Origin of the sequence: Synechococcus sp. L2F, from assembly GCF_024345695.1 — a bacterium.
GTDB lineage: Bacteria > Cyanobacteriota > Cyanobacteriia > PCC-6307 > Cyanobiaceae > MW101C3.
Map to the genome: position 1 here is coordinate 847,833 of NZ_JAGQBP010000001.1, position 15,657 is coordinate 863,489.

15 protein-coding genes and 1 tRNA gene are annotated in these 15,657 nt (G+C 66.5%); 10 read left to right on the plus strand and 6 right to left on the minus strand.

Going from position 1 to position 15,657, the window contains the following annotated elements; genetic code table 11:
- Positions 1 to 5 precede the first annotated feature (5 nt).
- The 3 genes from KBZ19_RS04210 (at position 6) to KBZ19_RS04220 (ending at position 4,537) form a co-directional block, all read left to right on the plus strand.
- Positions 6 to 284, plus strand: coding sequence for a YlxR family protein (locus KBZ19_RS04210; protein ID WP_255099870.1), 279 nt, complete (start codon positions 6 to 8; stop codon positions 282 to 284).
- Positions 285 to 347: 63 nt separating this feature from the next.
- Complete coding sequence (infB, locus tag KBZ19_RS04215; protein ID WP_255099871.1) at positions 348 to 3,776, plus strand: translation initiation factor IF-2; 3,429 nt, start codon at positions 348 to 350, stop codon at positions 3,774 to 3,776.
- A 2-nt stretch (positions 3,777 to 3,778) separates the two neighbouring features.
- Positions 3,779 to 4,537 (plus strand): low-complexity tail membrane protein, encoded by a 759-nt coding sequence (locus KBZ19_RS04220; protein ID WP_255099873.1) that lies wholly within the window; start codon positions 3,779 to 3,781, stop codon positions 4,535 to 4,537.
- Here KBZ19_RS04220 and KBZ19_RS04225 read toward each other — a convergent pair.
- Positions 4,469 to 4,711: a DUF3493 domain-containing protein gene (locus tag KBZ19_RS04225; RefSeq protein ID WP_094510203.1), complete on the minus strand. Its 243-nt coding sequence runs from the start codon at positions 4,709 to 4,711 to the stop codon at positions 4,469 to 4,471. The genes KBZ19_RS04220 and KBZ19_RS04225 overlap by 69 nt on opposite strands.
- Positions 4,712 to 4,754: 43 nt before the next feature.
- On the opposite strand from KBZ19_RS04225, the gene KBZ19_RS04230 reads away from it, so the two are divergent.
- Positions 4,755 to 4,826 (plus strand) — tRNA-Thr (locus KBZ19_RS04230).
- A gap of 534 nt (positions 4,827 to 5,360) precedes the next feature.
- On the opposite strand, the gene KBZ19_RS04235 is transcribed toward KBZ19_RS04230, so the two are convergent.
- The 4 genes from KBZ19_RS04235 to KBZ19_RS04250 form a co-directional block, all read right to left on the minus strand.
- The gene (locus KBZ19_RS04235) at positions 5,361 to 5,810 is read right to left on the minus strand and encodes a cupin domain-containing protein (RefSeq protein WP_255099875.1); all 450 of its coding nucleotides are present in this window, start codon (positions 5,808 to 5,810) and stop codon (positions 5,361 to 5,363) included.
- Positions 5,807 to 6,439: an alpha/beta fold hydrolase gene (locus KBZ19_RS04240; protein ID WP_255099876.1), complete on the minus strand. Its 633-nt coding sequence runs from the start codon at positions 6,437 to 6,439 to the stop codon at positions 5,807 to 5,809. Before KBZ19_RS04240 ends, KBZ19_RS04235 begins: the two co-directional genes overlap by 4 nt.
- A 150-nt stretch (positions 6,440 to 6,589) precedes the next feature.
- On the minus strand, positions 6,590 to 6,793 hold the full coding sequence (locus KBZ19_RS04245; RefSeq protein ID WP_094510199.1) for a Nif11-like leader peptide family natural product precursor: 204 nt from the start codon (positions 6,791 to 6,793) through the stop codon (positions 6,590 to 6,592).
- Positions 6,794 to 6,898: 105 nt separating this feature from the next.
- Entirely contained in the window at positions 6,899 to 7,876 is a 978-nt protein-coding gene (locus KBZ19_RS04250) for a cation diffusion facilitator family transporter (RefSeq protein ID WP_255099878.1), read from the minus strand.
- A gap of 546 nt (positions 7,877 to 8,422) precedes the next feature.
- Here KBZ19_RS04250 and KBZ19_RS04255 point away from each other — a divergent pair.
- From KBZ19_RS04255 to KBZ19_RS04280, 6 genes are all read left to right on the plus strand, one after another.
- Entirely contained in the window at positions 8,423 to 10,219 is a 1,797-nt protein-coding gene (locus KBZ19_RS04255; RefSeq protein WP_255099879.1) for an alpha-amylase family glycosyl hydrolase, read from the plus strand.
- A gap of 10 nt (positions 10,220 to 10,229) precedes the next feature.
- The gene (locus tag KBZ19_RS04260) at positions 10,230 to 11,012 is read left to right on the plus strand and encodes an N-formylglutamate amidohydrolase (protein WP_198948190.1); all 783 of its coding nucleotides are present in this window, start codon (positions 10,230 to 10,232) and stop codon (positions 11,010 to 11,012) included.
- Between the two features lie 111 nt (positions 11,013 to 11,123).
- The gene (locus KBZ19_RS04265; RefSeq protein ID WP_255099880.1) at positions 11,124 to 11,909 is read left to right on the plus strand and encodes a transglutaminase family protein; all 786 of its coding nucleotides are present in this window, start codon (positions 11,124 to 11,126) and stop codon (positions 11,907 to 11,909) included.
- On the plus strand, positions 11,906 to 12,634 hold the full coding sequence (locus KBZ19_RS04270; RefSeq protein ID WP_094510422.1) for a peptidase: 729 nt from the start codon (positions 11,906 to 11,908) through the stop codon (positions 12,632 to 12,634). The genes KBZ19_RS04265 and KBZ19_RS04270 overlap by 4 nt, the downstream gene beginning before the upstream one ends.
- Before the next feature lie 85 nt (positions 12,635 to 12,719).
- Positions 12,720 to 13,793, plus strand: coding sequence for a glycosyltransferase family 2 protein (locus tag KBZ19_RS04275; RefSeq protein WP_233132685.1), 1,074 nt, complete (start codon positions 12,720 to 12,722; stop codon positions 13,791 to 13,793).
- A gap of 17 nt (positions 13,794 to 13,810) precedes the next feature.
- A complete protein-coding gene (locus KBZ19_RS04280) occupies positions 13,811 to 14,290 on the plus strand; it encodes a hypothetical protein (protein WP_255099881.1) in 480 nt (159 codons plus the stop codon).
- A 462-nt stretch (positions 14,291 to 14,752) separates the two neighbouring features.
- On the opposite strand, the gene KBZ19_RS04285 is transcribed toward KBZ19_RS04280, so the two are convergent.
- Positions 14,753 to 15,475: an STAS/SEC14 domain-containing protein gene (locus KBZ19_RS04285; protein WP_255099882.1), complete on the minus strand. Its 723-nt coding sequence runs from the start codon at positions 15,473 to 15,475 to the stop codon at positions 14,753 to 14,755.
- Positions 15,476 to 15,657 lie beyond the last annotated feature (182 nt).

Below are 15,657 nucleotides of genomic sequence, written 5' to 3' on the forward strand. Positions count from 1 at the left end.
ACCCGATGGCACCCCCCCCCACCCTGCGGCGTTGTGTGAGCTGCCGCCTGCTGGCCGACCGGGACCAGTTCCTGCGGGTCATCCGCCTGGCGGGTGGCGGCATCGCCCTGGATCAGGGCATGGGCCGCTCGGCCTATCTGTGCCCCACCCGGGCCTGCTTTGACGAGGCGAAGCGGCGAAAGCGGGTGCAACGCGCCCTGCGCTGCGCGGTGGCGGAATCCACCTATGCCGCGCTTGAACAGCGGCTGAACCGCTCTCCGGCAGCAGCCTCTGAGGCAAGATGATTGATGGCTGCACCGCGTGTGGGGCCCGGCGGCACCTGCGGCCCCGACCGATCGGAGACCTGAATGACCAGCAGCGGCAAAGTGAGAATCTATGAGTTGTCCAAGGACCTGGGCCTGGACAACAAGGACGTGCTCGACGCTGCCGAAAAGCTGTCCATTGCCGCCCGCAGCCACAGCAGCTCGATCAGCGATGACGAAGCTGCCCGCATCCGGAAGCTGATCCGCCCCAACGGCAGCGGCATCTCCCGACCCACGCCGCCCTCCATGACCGCCCCGAAGCCCGCGACACCGCCGCTGGCGGAGCCTGGCAAAGCGATCCTGGCCGTGAAGAAAGCGGCTCCTGTAACGCCGCCGGCCACCGCGGCCGCCTCATCTGTTGCCGCACCTGAACCCCCCCCGGCCCGGCCGCCGGCTCCTCCGGTCATCGTTGCCCAGCCGGCCCGCCCTGCGGTTTCCCCGCCAGCGCCGGTGAAACCTGTTCTGGTGCAATCTGCCGCGCAACCTGCGGCTCAGAAGCCCCCCTCCACCACTCCGCCACCAGCCAGGCCCACGGCGCCGCTGCCCACACGTGCGCCGGCCGCCGGCTCATCGCCTCCCTCCCGGCCCCCTGCCGCGCCCCCTTCAGCTGCCGCCCCTTCGGCTGCCGCCAAGCCGGCACCCTCACGGCCGGTGGCCCCTCCCGCGCGCCCTGCCACCCCGGTGAGCAAGGCCCCGGCCATGCCGGCACGCAAACCCGAAGCGCCTGCGGCCAGCACGCCCACCAGCCCACGTCCGGTCGCCGCACCCGCCACCAGCCCCCGGCCCAGCACCAGCCCCCGGCCCGTGCCCCGCGGCAATGCCCCGTCGAGCCGTCCGGCGCCGCCGCAGCGCCCCAGCGCGCCGACCCGCGCCGACGGTGGCGGCAAGCCCCAGGTGATCGGACGGGTGGCACCCGGTCAGCCCCAACCACGCCCGGCCGCACCCAGCCCCTCCGCCGGCACGAGCAACCGGCCGGCTCCGCCTTCGGGGCGGCCAGCCCTCAGCCAGCGCCCGGCTGGCGCCCCGCAGCGCACACCAGCGCCGAGCCCCCGGCCGGTGCAGGCCCGCAGCCCCCTGGAGCTGGTGGGCAAGCCAATCCGCCGCGACGCCGCTGGTCCTGGTGCTCCCGGCAAGCCGGGCCCGCCGATCCGGGCCGGCGGCATGCCTCAGGGCATGCGCAAGCCGGTGGCGCCCGGCGAGCTCATGCAGCTGCAGAAACCCGGCACCCGCCCCACTGCCCCGCCCCCGCGCCGGCCTGAACGCGGCGAGATCGCCAGCCCTGCCGATGCCGGCCCACGGCCCACGGCCACCCCACCGGCCGCGCCACGGCGCCCTGGCTTCCGCACACCCCAGCCGGCCGGGAAGGCCCGTCGCCCGGAATGGGACGACAGCGCCAAGCTCGAAGCACTGCGCAGCAAGTCGCCGCAGAAGCTGCGCCAGAAGGTGCACATCATCGGCGAAAACGATGATGCGCTCACGGCGGAAACCGGCGGTTTCGCCGGCGAGCATGAGGCCCAGGTGCTTCAGGCCAGCCTGGCCCGCCCTGCCAAACCACGCACGCGCCAGAGCGCCCCGGCGGCCAAGCCGGTGGTGGCGATGCGCAAGCGCAAGAAGGAAACCACCCGCCAGCGCCAGCGGCGCCGGGCCATGGAGCTGCGCGCCGCCCGCGAGGCCAAGGCCACACGGCCGGAAATGCTGATCGTGCCGGAGGGCAACCTCACGGTGCAGGAGCTCGCCGATCGCCTGGGCGTGGAGAGCTCCGAGATCATCAAGTCGCTCTTCTTCAAGGGCATCATCGCCACGGTCACCCAGACCCTCGATCTCTCCACGATCGAAACCGTGTCTGAGGAGTTCGGCGTTCCCGTGCTCGAAGACGACGTCCAGGAAGCCGCCAAGAAGACGGTGGACATGATCGAGGAGAGCGATCTCCAGCACCTGATCCGCCGTCCGCCCGTGGTCACCGTGATGGGCCACGTCGACCACGGCAAAACCAGCCTGCTCGACGCCATCCGCAAGACCCGCGTGGCCGCCGGCGAAGCCGGCGGGATCACCCAGCACATCGGGGCCTATCAGGTCACGATTCCCCACGCCGGCGAAGAGCGCCGCATCACCTTCCTCGATACCCCGGGCCACGAGGCGTTCACCGCCATGCGTGCCCGCGGCACCAAGGTCACCGACGTGGCCGTGCTGGTGGTGGCTGCCGATGACGGCGTGCGCCCCCAGACCCTCGAGGCGATCAGCCACGCCCGTGCCGCCGAAGTGCCGATCGTGGTGGCGATCAACAAGATCGACAAGGAAGGCGCCCAGCCCGACCGCGTCAAGCAGGAGCTCTCCGCTCAGCAACTGGTGGCCGAAGACTGGGGCGGCGACACGGTGATGGTGCCGGTGAGCGCCATCAAGCGGGAGAACATCGACAAGCTGCTGGAGATGATCCTGCTGGTGTCGGAGGTGGAAGACCTCCAGGCCAACCCTGACCGGATGGCCAAGGGCACCGTGATCGAAGCCCACCTCGACAAGGCCAAGGGCCCGGTGGCCACCCTGCTGATCCAGAACGGCACCCTCCGCGCCGGCGACGTAGTGGCCGCCGGTCCTGTGCTCGGCAAGGTGCGCGCCATGGTCGATGACACCGGCAAGCGGGTGAAGACGGCGGGTCCGTCCTCGGCCGTTGAAGCCCTCGGCTTCAGCGAAGTGCCCACCGCCGGTGACGAGTTCGAGGTCTACCCCGATGAGAAGACAGCCCGCTCGGTGGTGGGGGAACGGGCCACCGAAGCCCGCGCCACCCGGCTGGCCCAGCAGATGGCCTCCCGGCGGGTGTCGCTGGCCTCCATGTCGGGTCAGGCGAGCGAGGGCGACCTCAAGGAGCTCAACTTGATCCTCAAGGCCGATGTCCAGGGCAGTGTGGAGGCGATTCTCGGATCGCTCGAGCAGCTGCCTCAGGGCGAGGTACAGGTGCGGGTGCTGCTCTCGGCACCGGGCGAGATCACCGAAACCGACGTGGACCTCGCGGCCGCTTCCGGTGCGGTGATCGTGGGCTTCAACACCTCGATGGCACCAGGCGCCAAGCGCGCCGCCGATGCCACCGGCGTCGATGTGCGCGACTACGACGTGATCTACAAGCTGCTCGAGGACATCCAGCTGGCCATGGAAGGTCTGCTGGAGCCGGAGATGGTGGAGGAAACACTCGGCGAAGCGGAGGTGCGCGCGGTGTTCAGCATCGGCAAGAGCGCCGTCGCGGGTTGCTATGTCACCAACGGCAAGCTGCAACGCAACTGCAAGGTGCGCGTCCACCGCGGCAAGCAGATCGTGTTCGAGGGCGACCTCGACTCCCTGCGTCGCAACAAGGACGACGTCAAGGACGTGGCCACCGGCTTCGAGTGCGGCATCGGCTGTGATCGATTCGCCAACTGGCAGGACGGCGACCGGGTGGAGGCTTACAAGCTCGTCACCCAGCGCCGCACCCTCAGCACCAACTGACCATGAACCCCCGCAGCGAGCCTCTGCTGTGGATTCAACTGCTCGGCCTGGCAGCACTTCCCGCCGAATTGCTGCTGGCCTTCCTGTTGCTCGCCGGGGCTGACCCAGGCCCGCTACCCGGCCTGGAGAGGGTGCTGTGCTGGTCGCTGGGAGCGTTGCTTCCGGCGGTGCTGTTCTGGCGCCAGCCACCCGATGTGTGGTCGCTGCTGGTGGTGCAGATCCCCCTGCAAGGGCGGCGGGAGTTGCAGCGGCGCCTGAGTGCCTTGCAGGCACCCCTGGCGGTGAAGGTGGTGGGGGCGGCCGGCACGGCGTTGCTGCTGGCACTGGTCTGGCTGATGGACGATCGTGCCGGGCTGGCCATGGCCGTGTCACCACTGGCGGGCAGCTCCAGGCTGGTGACGCTGCTGCTCACGATCCCCCTGCTGGCCGTCTGCCTGTGGCAGTGGCAGCAGCTGTGTCAATCCGCCTGGCTGCTGAGCCGGCCGGAAGCGGTGGTTGCAGGCGCGGCGCCAGGTGGCCTCAGCCTGGAGGCCACCGCCAGGGAGCGCCTCTGCCTGGGTCTGCCGCTGCTGCTGCCCGAGCCCCTGCTGCTGGCCGAGCTGCTGCCCGCCCAGCCCCTAGCGATTCCTGCTCCAGCCACCAGCTCCAGCTCCTCACCCACCACCACTTCCATCACGGCCAGTGAGGTGGACTCAGCGATCGCGCCAGAGCAGAACGCCGAAGAGGAGCAGGGCTCCGCTCTGGATGATCAGGTCTCCTGAGGCCAGCTCTCCTCCCGCCGAGACCCGCATCGCCATGGTGGCCAGGCCGATCGCCGCTGAGGCGCTGAAGGCAAACCACAGGCCTCGGCGCAGCCCGCGCCAGGGCGTGCGTGCTTCCTCCAGCAACCGGGCCCGCAGTTCGGGATCGAGCGGCCTGGGCGGGGTGGGTGGCATCGGCAGGCGCTGGGGTAGGGCTCGATGCTAGTTTCCATGGATTGCCGGTGTAGCTCAGTGGTAGAGCAACTGATTCGTAATCAGTAGGTCGTCGGTTCAAGTCCGATCACCGGCTTTCTCTTCTCATTCCACTCGCCGCAGTTTTGGCGGCATCTCTTTATCTCTGACGAATGTTCAGGCTCACCATTGATCTGAGCAGCGATTCGTCAGGGTGACGATCAGCCAGCGTCACGATGGGCGTCATCCAGGGCGCCAGTGGGACGATCAGTCAGGATCACGATTTCCGCCGCCAGGATTGGTGTCACCACGATTGGCAGGATGACGTTCGGCGGCGTCGATCAATCGGGCTTCCCCACCTCCACCTCCATTGGCTCTGGCTTTTGGCTTTGTTCTTGACGTTCAGTCGTTGGTGTCGCGTCGCGAACGCCAGAGTGTTCTTGTCAGGGACGAGGGGATAAGTCTCGGCAGCCGCGAAGGAGTGCTCGTAGCGCAGATGTGTAAGGGGGTGATCCTGCGGTGCGGCGTCGCCGGAGGGAAGGGAAGGCCGTCAGGTCGGGATGGGTAGGGAACGTCCGCCAGGGCGGGATTGGCCATGAGCAGCATCAGCCGCTCAGTCTCTGCCTGGGCCACCAGCATCCGATCGAATGGATCACGGTGCGGCTGTGGGAAGGTTCCGGTCCGAAGCCGATAGACGCGGCGAATCCGCAGACCCTGAACAAGGAAGATGGTGCGCTTCCTCATTGCGCTGCGGAAAGGACACATCCAGCACCACGCACCCCTCGTCACTGCGGAAGGGGCCGTGCAGTTCCCCCGGAGGACGGCTGGCGTAATGGCCCGCCTCCAGCCAGATCCCGAAGGCGGCGTCGTGAAGGCGGCCACTCACGATGAAGATCTCCTCGGGAAACGTGTGGGCCTTGGCGCCGAAGGGGGTGGTGTCGGCTCCCGGCAGAAAGCGGGTGAGGCGGGTGATCTCGCCGCTGCTGGGGTCGTGGCTGAGGATCAGCTCCTGCACCTGGCCTTCCAGTCCTTCGATCCAGCGCCAGCGGTGCTGCTCCGCCGGCAACAAGGGATTCCAGTAGGTGATGGTGGATTTGCTCATGGCTGGAGCTGCAGATGGGCGGTGATCAACGGAGCCACCACGGCGGCGTGGGTCATCGCCAGATCGTGATCTCCCCCGGGGATCACGTGCAAGCGGCTGCGGGGGATCGCCTGCGCCAGCGCCTCGCCCACACCCACGGGACTGATCGGATCGGCATCGCCCCAGAGCAGCAGCACGGGCAGGCGCAGCTGGGACAGCTGGCCAGTGAGGTCCACCGCAGCCTCGCTGAACCAGGCTGGCAGGTCGGGGTGGCTGGCGAGGAGGCCCGGACGCCAATCGAGTGCGCCATGGCGGGCCATCGGCAGGCCGCCGGAGGTGGCAGCGAGCACCAGATGGGTCACTTGGCGAGGCCGCTGCAAGGCGGCCTGAACGGCCAGCACTCCGCCCATGGATTGGGCGATCAGCGCGCAGGGACCATCCAGCTGGGCCAGCACCTGTTGCAGCAGATCCGACCAGCCGTTGATGGCGGGGTCGCGGGGCGTGCCACCGAAGCCTGGCCAGCCCAGGTGGCGGTGCGGCAGGCCAGCCGCGCTCAACCGTTCAGCGACGGGATGCCAGAAGCAGATGTTGCCGGAGGCTCCGGGGAGAAACAGCAGCCGCTCGGGCGCTGCTGCCGGGATGCATTCCATGCGGCTTCTCCCCACCACGCTTGATCCTGCCGGACGTTCTCATGGGTGCCCACGCGCTGAGGGAGCGAATCCGCCGCCAAAACCGCGCTCAACGCCGAGGCCGGTGGGTCTGTTCTGGGCTGGAACTGTTCTGGACTGGACTGGAACTACTCAGGCCTTGAGGGCTGCCGGGCCGGCAGGCTGCCGGCGATGCTCCTCGCGGGCAAGGCGCAGATCGTGGCGGGTGACGGCGTAGCCAAGCTTGCGCGCCACTAGCAGGAATTCCTTCAGGGAGCGGCAGTGACGCAGCGGTGATCGCAGCGCCGGATCCTGCTCCGCTTCGGCCACCAATCGCTCCAGTTCGCTCCAGCTCATGGCGCCCGCTGCATTTGCTTCAGCGTTGCCGCAAGCAGCGGTGGCGGCAAGTGGCCGCGCAACAGTCCGACGTCGTCAAGCCAGCACCGGCTGCACGAACGGCGCTCAAGGGGAAGCGGCGCAGTCGTCGTGGCTGACTTCCAGCTGCAGCGTGCTCTGCCGGATTCCCAACGCCTGTAACCGCTGGCGGGCTTCTGTCAACAGAGCACGGCCATCGTCGGTGGATGCATGGTCGTGGCGCACCAGATGGGCTGTGAGTGCCAGCCGGGAGGTGCTGACCCCCCAGACGTGCAGATCGCGCACATCGACCACATCCGGCAACTCCAGCAGCGCCGCGCGGATCGCCGCCAGGTCGGTGCCCCGCGGCGCGGCATCGAGGCTCACGGCAATCGCCTCACGCAACAGAGAAAGGGCGCTGATCATCACCACAATGCCGACCCCGATGGCGGTCAGGGGATCCAGCCAGGCCCACTGGGTGAGACCGACCAGCAGGGTGCTGACCAGCACGGCAACGGACACGGCCGCATCGGTGAGCAGATGCAGCACAGCTGCGCGCTGGTTGAGGTCGTGGTGATGGTGCTGGCCGAACAGGCGCGCCGACAGCAGGTTGATGACCACACCGGCCGCCGCCGCCCAGGCCACTGGCGCAGGATGCAGCGCCACGGGCGCAGACAGCCGCTCGATGGCTTCCACCACCACCACGCCACCGGCCACCAGGATCAACAGCCCGTTCGCCAGCGAGGCCATATGGGTGGTGCGGCCATAGCCGAAGGTGAAGCGTCCGCTCGCCGGCCGCTGGCTCAGCCGCTCCGCCCCCCAGCCGAGCGCCAGACCCACCACATCTCCGAGGTTGTGCAGGGCGTCACCGACCAGGGCCAGGGAGCCGAAGCTCAGGCCGATCACCAATTGCAGGCTGGTCAGCACGGTGTTGAGCAGCACGCTCCACTTGAAGGCGCCGGCAGGGCTGCCGCCGTGCTGGTGGCCGTGCTGGTGGCCGTGGGAACGGCCGTGAGATTGGTTGGGGTTGGGGTGGCGGTCGTGGTCGCTCGGAGCGCCGCAGGGTGAGGAACGATTCGCGTTCACCGGTGGCCCCTGCGGTCGTAGGAAAGCTAAGCGGCGCCCAGGCGCCCATCACGGGCGGAGGCTTGCTGAAGGGGGCATCTGATGGGGATCTGCAGAGCCTTTCCCGGTGTGAATGCTCAGAGGCGTACAGGGATACGGCTTCTGATGCGTGAAGGCAATGATGCCGGTGGATCATTTTTGCGGACGATGCTGACGGGTCCTGCTACGGGCGATGTCTGCTGATCCTTGCTCCGTTCTCCCTGCGGAGGCTTGCTCTGGATTTCCTGCCGATGCAGGATCCGGGTGAGACCCGCGGATGGTTGCTCCTGATCCTTCCTTGTGCTGACTGCTGCTGACAGAGCCATGCCACTTTCCACATGTTGAAGCGAGGTAAATCCGCTGCACATCGCATCGGACTGCACGTGATTGCAGCGCCTGAAAAGCTGACTTACCAGTCATTCTGTCGTTCCAATTCGAACGCTCAAGCAAGCGATCTGAAGCCTCTTCCTTGTGAAAGAGTGGAAACATCGGGAGCCAGCCATGGGGCAGCAGCAAGCCGTCACAGGCATGGGAACCATTCTTTGCGCGGATGGCGTGGCGTTCCGCGTATGGGCGCCCAATGCCAGGGGGGTGGCCGTGATCGGCACCTTCAACGATTGGGACAGCCGCGTGACTCCAATGCAAGCGGAGGAGGGAGGCTATTGGTACGCCAAGGTGGCGAATGCAGGGATTGCTGATCAATACAAATACGCCATTGATACCGGCAAAGACACAGTTTACCGCATCGATCCCTATGCCCATGAGGTGACCAACTCCGCAGGGAATGGGGTGATTCATGATCCCAGCTTCCACTGGGGAGAAGACAGCTTCTCCATGCGCGGCTGGAACGAGCTCGTCATCTACGAGCTGCATGTTGGCACCTTCAATGACGAATCGAGCGGCCCAGGCAAATTCATGTCGATCACAGCTCGGCTGGAGCACCTGAAGCGACTTGGCATCAATGCCATTCAGATCATGCCAGTGAGCCAGTTCGCAGGGATGCGCTCCTGGGGCTACAACCCATCCAACATCTTTGCAGTGGATTCGGATTACGGCGGATCCCTGGGCTTCAAGCAGTTCATCAAGGAATCCCATGCGGCTGGCATCGCAGTGATCCCTGATGTTGTTTACAACCATTTCGGCCCCAGCGACCTGGATCTCTGGCGATTTGATGGCTGGTGCGAAAACGATCAAGGAGGCATCTACTTCTACAACGACCACCGCGCGCTCACGCCCTGGGGGGCAACCCGTCCCGATTACGGCCGCGGGGAAGTGCGTCAATACATCCTCGACAACGTGCGCATGTGGATCACGGAGTACCACCTCGATGGCCTGCGCCTCGACAGCACGCTGTTCATCCGAAGCATCGATGATGCGGGCACCGAAGATCTTCCGGACGGTTGGAGCCTGTTGCAGGCCATCAATGAAACCACCGCTCAGCTTCAACCCGGCTTCCTGACCATCGGCGAAGATCTGGAAAGCAACGCCTGGATCACCAAGGATGTAGGCGCTGGAGGCGCTGGCTTCGGTTCGCAGTGGGATCCGCAGTTCGTGCGAGCGATTCGCCAGGCGATGATCACAACGCAGGATGAAAGCCGTTCCTTGCACAGCATTCGAGAGGCCATCCTTTACCGCTACAACGACGACGCCTTTGAGCGCGTGATCTACAGCGAATCCCACGATGATGTGGCCAATGGCCAGTCACGTGTACCGCAGGATGTCAACCCCGACGATCCCACGGGTTGGTTTGCCCAGAAGCGCTCCACCATGGCAGCAGCCCTGGTGCTGACCTCGCCGGGCATTCCCATGCTCTTTCAGGGGCAGGAGTTTCTGGAGGGGGGCTGGTTTCGTGATTCGGTGCCCATCGACTGGGACCAACGGGATGAGTTCCGGGGGATTGTGCGGATGTACCGGGATCTGATCCGCCTTCGTCTCAACCGTGAGGGTGTGTCACGTGGGCTGTGTGGGCAGTTCACCCAGGTGTTTCACCTGAATGAGGAGCGCAACGTGATCGCGTTTCACCGCTGGGATCAAGGTGGTGCGGGAGATGATGTGGTGGTGATCGCCAACCTCCTCAACGGCTTCCAGGACAACTACACCGTGGGCTTCCCTGGAGCAGGCACCTGGGAGCTGCGCTTCAACAGCAACTGGCAGGGCTACAGCGATCTGTTCGATGATCACCTCTGCGGTGACGTTGAAGCAGTGGCGCAGAGCAGAGACGGGCTTCCCTGGTCAGCCGCCGTGGCACTGGCGCCCTACAGCGTGCTGATCTATTCCCAGGCGACGGCCACGGGGCGGACAGGCCCGTCTGGGGCACCCCATTGACGGCCAGGCCTTGCCACTGAATCCTCTGCTGGAGGCGGCGGATCCGCCGGTGTTCCGCGTCGTGCGCCCCACCGGCCGCTCGGCGGTGCTGCTCACGGCCGACCACGCCGGCCGTGCCATTCCGCGCCGCCTGAACCGCCTCAACCTCAGCGACACGGTGCTTGACACGCACGTGGCCTGGGATCTGGGGGTGGCCCAGCTGGGGCTGGGGCTGTCGGCGCGGCTCGACGCCTTTCTGATCCTGCACAACTACTCACGGCTGGTGATCGACGCCAACCGCCCTCCGGAGGCGCCCGATTCGATCGTGTGCCTCAGCGAGCACACCCCCATCCCCGCCAACGCCGACCTCTCCGCAGACGAGCGGCAGCAGCGGCTGGAGGAGCTCTTCCAGCCCTACCACCGGCGCATCGGCGCCGAGCTGGAGGCCCGCCAGCAACGGGCCCGGCCCAGCGTGCTGGTGGCGCTGCACAGCTTCACGCCAGTGCATGCCGGCGACGTGCGTCCCTGGCATGTGGGCGTGCTGCACGGCCGCGATGGCCGCCTGGCCGGACGGGTGCGCGAGCGGCTGGAGCGGGAGCAGGGGCTGTGCGTGGGCAACAACGAGCCCTACGCGGTCTGCGACGCCAGCGATTACACAGTGGTCGTGCATGGCGAGCAGCGCCGGATTCCGCATGTGGAACTGGAAATCCGCCAGGACCTGCTGGCCAGCGACGCCGGGCAGCGCGAGTGGGTGGAGCGGCTCGCCGCCGTGCTGCTGGATGCGCTGACAGAGGGATTCCCGCCGCTTCCCTGAGAGCAGACGTTCTTAAGCTGGGACATGGAAATACCTGAACGCCCCACCCCGCCGCCAGCGGAACCAATCCCAGCGGAACCGACGCCACCGACTCAGCCGCTGCAGATTCGCGTGGGGTTTGATCTGTTGCTGCGCTGCCAGCGGCCCACGCCGATGATCGTGATCCTGGGGGTGCATGACTCCCGCGCCGGCGATCTGCTGGAAGCGGACCCGCTGCAGTTATCGCCGCAGGTGCCCTGCCAGTCGTACGTGGACACCTACGGGAACCACTGCAACCGGCTGCTGACCCCCGCCGGGCCGATGCGCCTGCGGGGCCGTGGCCTGGTGGCTGACAGTGGCCTGCCGGATCCGGTGCTGCCCTGGCTGGAGCAGCAGCCGGTGGAACTACTGCCGGATCACGCCTTGCTGTTCCTGCTGGCCAGCCGCTTCTGCGAGAGCGACCTACTCACGGACTTCGCCTGGTCCCAGTTCGGCCAGGCGCCCGAAGGCTGGGGGCGGGTGCAGGCGATCTGCGATTTCGTGCATCAGCACGTGCGCTTCGATTACAACCGCTCGAGCCCGACAAAATCGGCCCTGCAGACCTTCGAAAGCCGCGTGGGGGTCTGCCGTGATTTCGCCCATCTGGCCATTGCCCTCTGCCGCTCCATGAACATCCCGGCGCGATACTGCACCGGTTACCTGAGTGACATCGAGGTGCCACCGCCCCATACCGCCATGGATTTCTCGGCCTGGTTCGAGGCCTATCTCGGCCAGGGCTGGCACGTGTTTGACCCACGCAACAACACCCCGCGGATCGGGCGGATCCTGATCGCCCGGGGCAGGGATGCGGCGGATGTGGCCCTCACCACCAGCTTCGGGCCGTCGGTGCTGGAGTCGTTCGAGGTATGGGCGGCATGACTTACTGCGTGGCGGTGCTGTTGGAGAGCGGCATGGTGTTCGCCTCCGATTCACGCACCAATGCAGGCCTGGATGATTTCGCCAGCTTCTGCAAGATGACGGTGTTCGAGCGGCGCGGCGATCGGGTGCTGGTGCTGCTCAGCTCCGGCAGCCTGGCCGGCACCCAGGCGGTGATCAGCCTGCTGCGTCAGCGCGCTGACGCCGACGACGGCACGCCCAACGTGTGGACGGCCCGCACCATGTTCGATGTCATGGGCCTCGTTTCCGATGCGGTGCGGGCGATCGAAGAGCGCGATGGCCCTTACCTCAAGGGGGCGGCCGGCGGCTTCAATGCCTCCTTCCTGGTGGGCGGGCAGATCAAGGGGGAAGCCCCACGCCTGTTCCGCATGTACGCCGAAGGCAACTTCATCGAGGCCAGCGAAGGCACCCCGTTCCTGCAGACCGGCGAGGCGAAGTACGGCAAACCGATCATCGACCGGGTGATCGACCGCGACACCACCCTGGCGGAAGCGGCCAAATGCGTGCTGGTGTCGTTCGACTCCACCATGCGGAGCAATCTGTCGGTAGGGATGCCGATCGACCTGCTGCTCTACGAGCGGGACAGCCTGGCGATCCAGCAGCGCCGCCGCTTCGCGGAAGGAGATAGCTACTTCAAGCAGCTGAGCGGCGAGTGGAGTGCGGGCGTGCGCAAAGTGTTCCGGGAGCTGCCAGAACTCGCCTGGTAAGCAGGTCAACCCTGCCGCCCTGTTCTCACCATGAGGCGGCCTACCTAGCCTGGAGAGATACCGCCGGAGCCGACCGTTGGACCTGGTGGCGATTTCTCTTGTGGTGCGCTGGTTGCTGGGCTGGGCCCTCTGCCAGCGGCTCACGCGGCTTCCCGAGCGCCGGCTGCAGGGCGAGCAGACGATTTCCGTGCTGATCCCCGCCCGCGACGAGGAGCGAACCCTGCCCAACCTGCTACCAGCCCTGCAGGCTCAGAGCCTCAAGGGGTTGGAGGTGATTGTGGTCGACGATCACTCCAGCGATCGCACGGCAGCCATCGCCCGGTCCGCCGGTGTGAAGGTGATGCAACCGCCGCCGCTGGCCGAGGGCTGGTGCGGCAAGACCTGGGCCCTGCACCATGGCGTGCGCGCCAGCACGGGCGAGATCCTGGTGTTCCTCGACGCCGACACCGAGCCGCGGCCCGAGTTCCTGGAGCGGCTCCTGGCCACCCGTCAGGCTCTGGGCGGGCTGGTGTCGGTGCAACCGTTCCACCGCACCGAAAAGCCCTACGAACAGCTGTCGATGCTGTTCAACCTGGTGGGGTTGATGGCGGTGCCGATGGGGCCGGGGTGCGGGGTGGCGTTCGGTCCGGCGATGGCCACCAGCCGCGCCGACTACGACCGGGTCGGCGGCCATGAGGCGGTGGCAGGCAAGGTGGTCGAAGACTGGTTCATGGGCCATCTCTACGAAAAGGCCGGCCTGCCGGTGAGCGCCTACATCGGCGATGGGCTGATCGAATACCGCATGTACCCCGGCGGCCTCCACGACATGGTGGTGGGTTTCGCCAAGAACTTCGCCACCGCCGCCGGTGAGGTGCGCTGGCTGTGGATGCTGGCGGTGTTGCTGTGGCTGTCTGGTCTGTTCTGGGCGGCCTGGTGCCTGCCGGCGGCCTTGCTGGGCTGGCCGATGGTGGGGGATGCCTCCCTGGCACCCAACCTGGTGCTCTACCTGGCGTTCGCCCTGCAGCTGCTGGTGATCACCCGGCGGGTGGGGGATTTCGGCTGGATCTGCCTGATCTTTCCGCTGCCGGTGCTGTTCTTCCTGGCGGTGTTCCTCCTGGCCATCCTGAATCTTGAGCGCGGCACGATCGAATGGAAAGGCAGGCGTTTTCCAACGCGCTAGCGGCCCTCGCCTGTGCGTTGGGCTGGTTGCTGTGGTCGCTGCTGATCGGCTGGCTCGCTCAGCGGCTGCCGCTGGCGGCCCTTGAGCGTGACACCTGGCTGACCGCGCGGCGACCCTGGCCGGAAACGACCCAGGGCTACGAGCGCCGGCTGGGAATCCGGCGCTGGAAATCCCTGCTGCCCGATGCCGGCGACGCCTTGCCGGGTGGCGTGCGCAAAAACACCCTGGTACGGCGGGATGCCGCCACCCTGCAACGGCTGGTGGCGGAAACCCGGCGCGCCGAGCTGGTGCACCTGGCGCTCTGGCCCTTCTGGCTGCTCACGGCCCTGTGGTTGCCGCCGCTGGGTGCGTGGATCAGCCTCGGCTTCGCCACCCTGTTCAACCTGCCCTGCCTGTGGCTGCAGCGCTACAACCGCCTGCGGCTGGAGCCGGTGCTGCGGTCCCTGAGGCGGCAGCACACAGCGGACGGATGCAGGGGCAACGGCGAGGAAGCCTGAAGTGGCACTGGCCTGGGGTGGTGCACAGCCATGAGAAAGCCCGGTGACCTTGCCACCGGGCTTCGCTCCTCTGGGGTGTGACGATCAGGCCAGGGTCAAGGACAGGCGTGATCTCAACACGGGTGAATCAGATGAACCAAGGGCGAATCAATCGATTCGCAAAAGATGAAGTTGTGGGACGAAGTTGCTGCCGCTGGCACCTGGGGCCATGGTGATCAACGGAATGGCTTCATCCATACCCATGGGCACCTGAAACGATGCATTGGGTGGCTGCAAAGAGCAACCATAAAGCCACAATGTCCTGCGAGACTGTTGGAGCAGGGTCCGAAACGTCAGCGCACTCCTGATCGATGTTCAGGGGGAGTATCTGCCAAATGGTGCCTCCGAATCCCAACAAATGAATCATGGAACGGTGGACCGAAACCGTCCATCGCTCTGTACATCTGTTCACGCTTGCGCCGGTCACTGCCGGATCCACACCTCCGCCAAGGCGGCATCCGTGGAAGCGAAGAAGCGGGTTTCGGCGGTGATGAAGCGGGAGGTGGCCTTTTCGGCCAGCTTCTGCCACACCTTGTTGCCCACCAGGGCCACACGCCGGATCGCCCGGTGATGGTCGCGGATCAGCCCCAGGTGGCGGCTCAGCGCCGCCAGCCCAGCCCAGCCGTCAAAGGCGCTCAACTCGAGCAGCAGCCGCACGCCGTCGAGGCCGGCGAAAGCCGCCGCGATCTCCTCCTCAGCGTGGGCGTAGGCACCGGCATCCAGCGAGCCGATCAACCGCACCGTCACCACATCGGCGTCACGGGACACCTGAATGAGGCCGAGGGCCTCGCTCAGCCAGCGGCGCGCCTCCTCAGGCTCGGCATTGCCGAACACCCGCACGGGGTAGGGCAGGGCCACGGCAATGGCCGGCAGGCCGTGCCGCATCCAGGCCACATCGGTGACCACAGCCAGCCGCTCAAAGCCGTCCCAGTGCCGCAATCCCTCTTTGGTGTCTTCCCAGGCGGCCCCCAGGCTGAAGCCTTGAAAATCGTCTCCGAGGCAGGCCAGCGCCTTGATGCGGTCGTGCTCCTCCAGTGCTCGATCCAACGCCGGAGTGAGCACAAGATTGTAATCATCGGCCGTGATCTTTCCTCTGAACTGAAAACCAAGTGTGCCTTCCGGCAGATCATCGATGGTTTCAATCATGGGGCCTACAGCCAGGAAGATCCATGGCAACCGTAGCCATCGCTCAGCAAACGGCCCACGCACCGAGCGGCAACACACGCCTGCAGCGAAAGCGCTGCAGATTGCAACAACCAAGGGAAGGCGCTGCTCAAGCGGGGATGGCGCTGCTGAGTGATGGCGCACGCGCTTGGGAAGCGCATTTG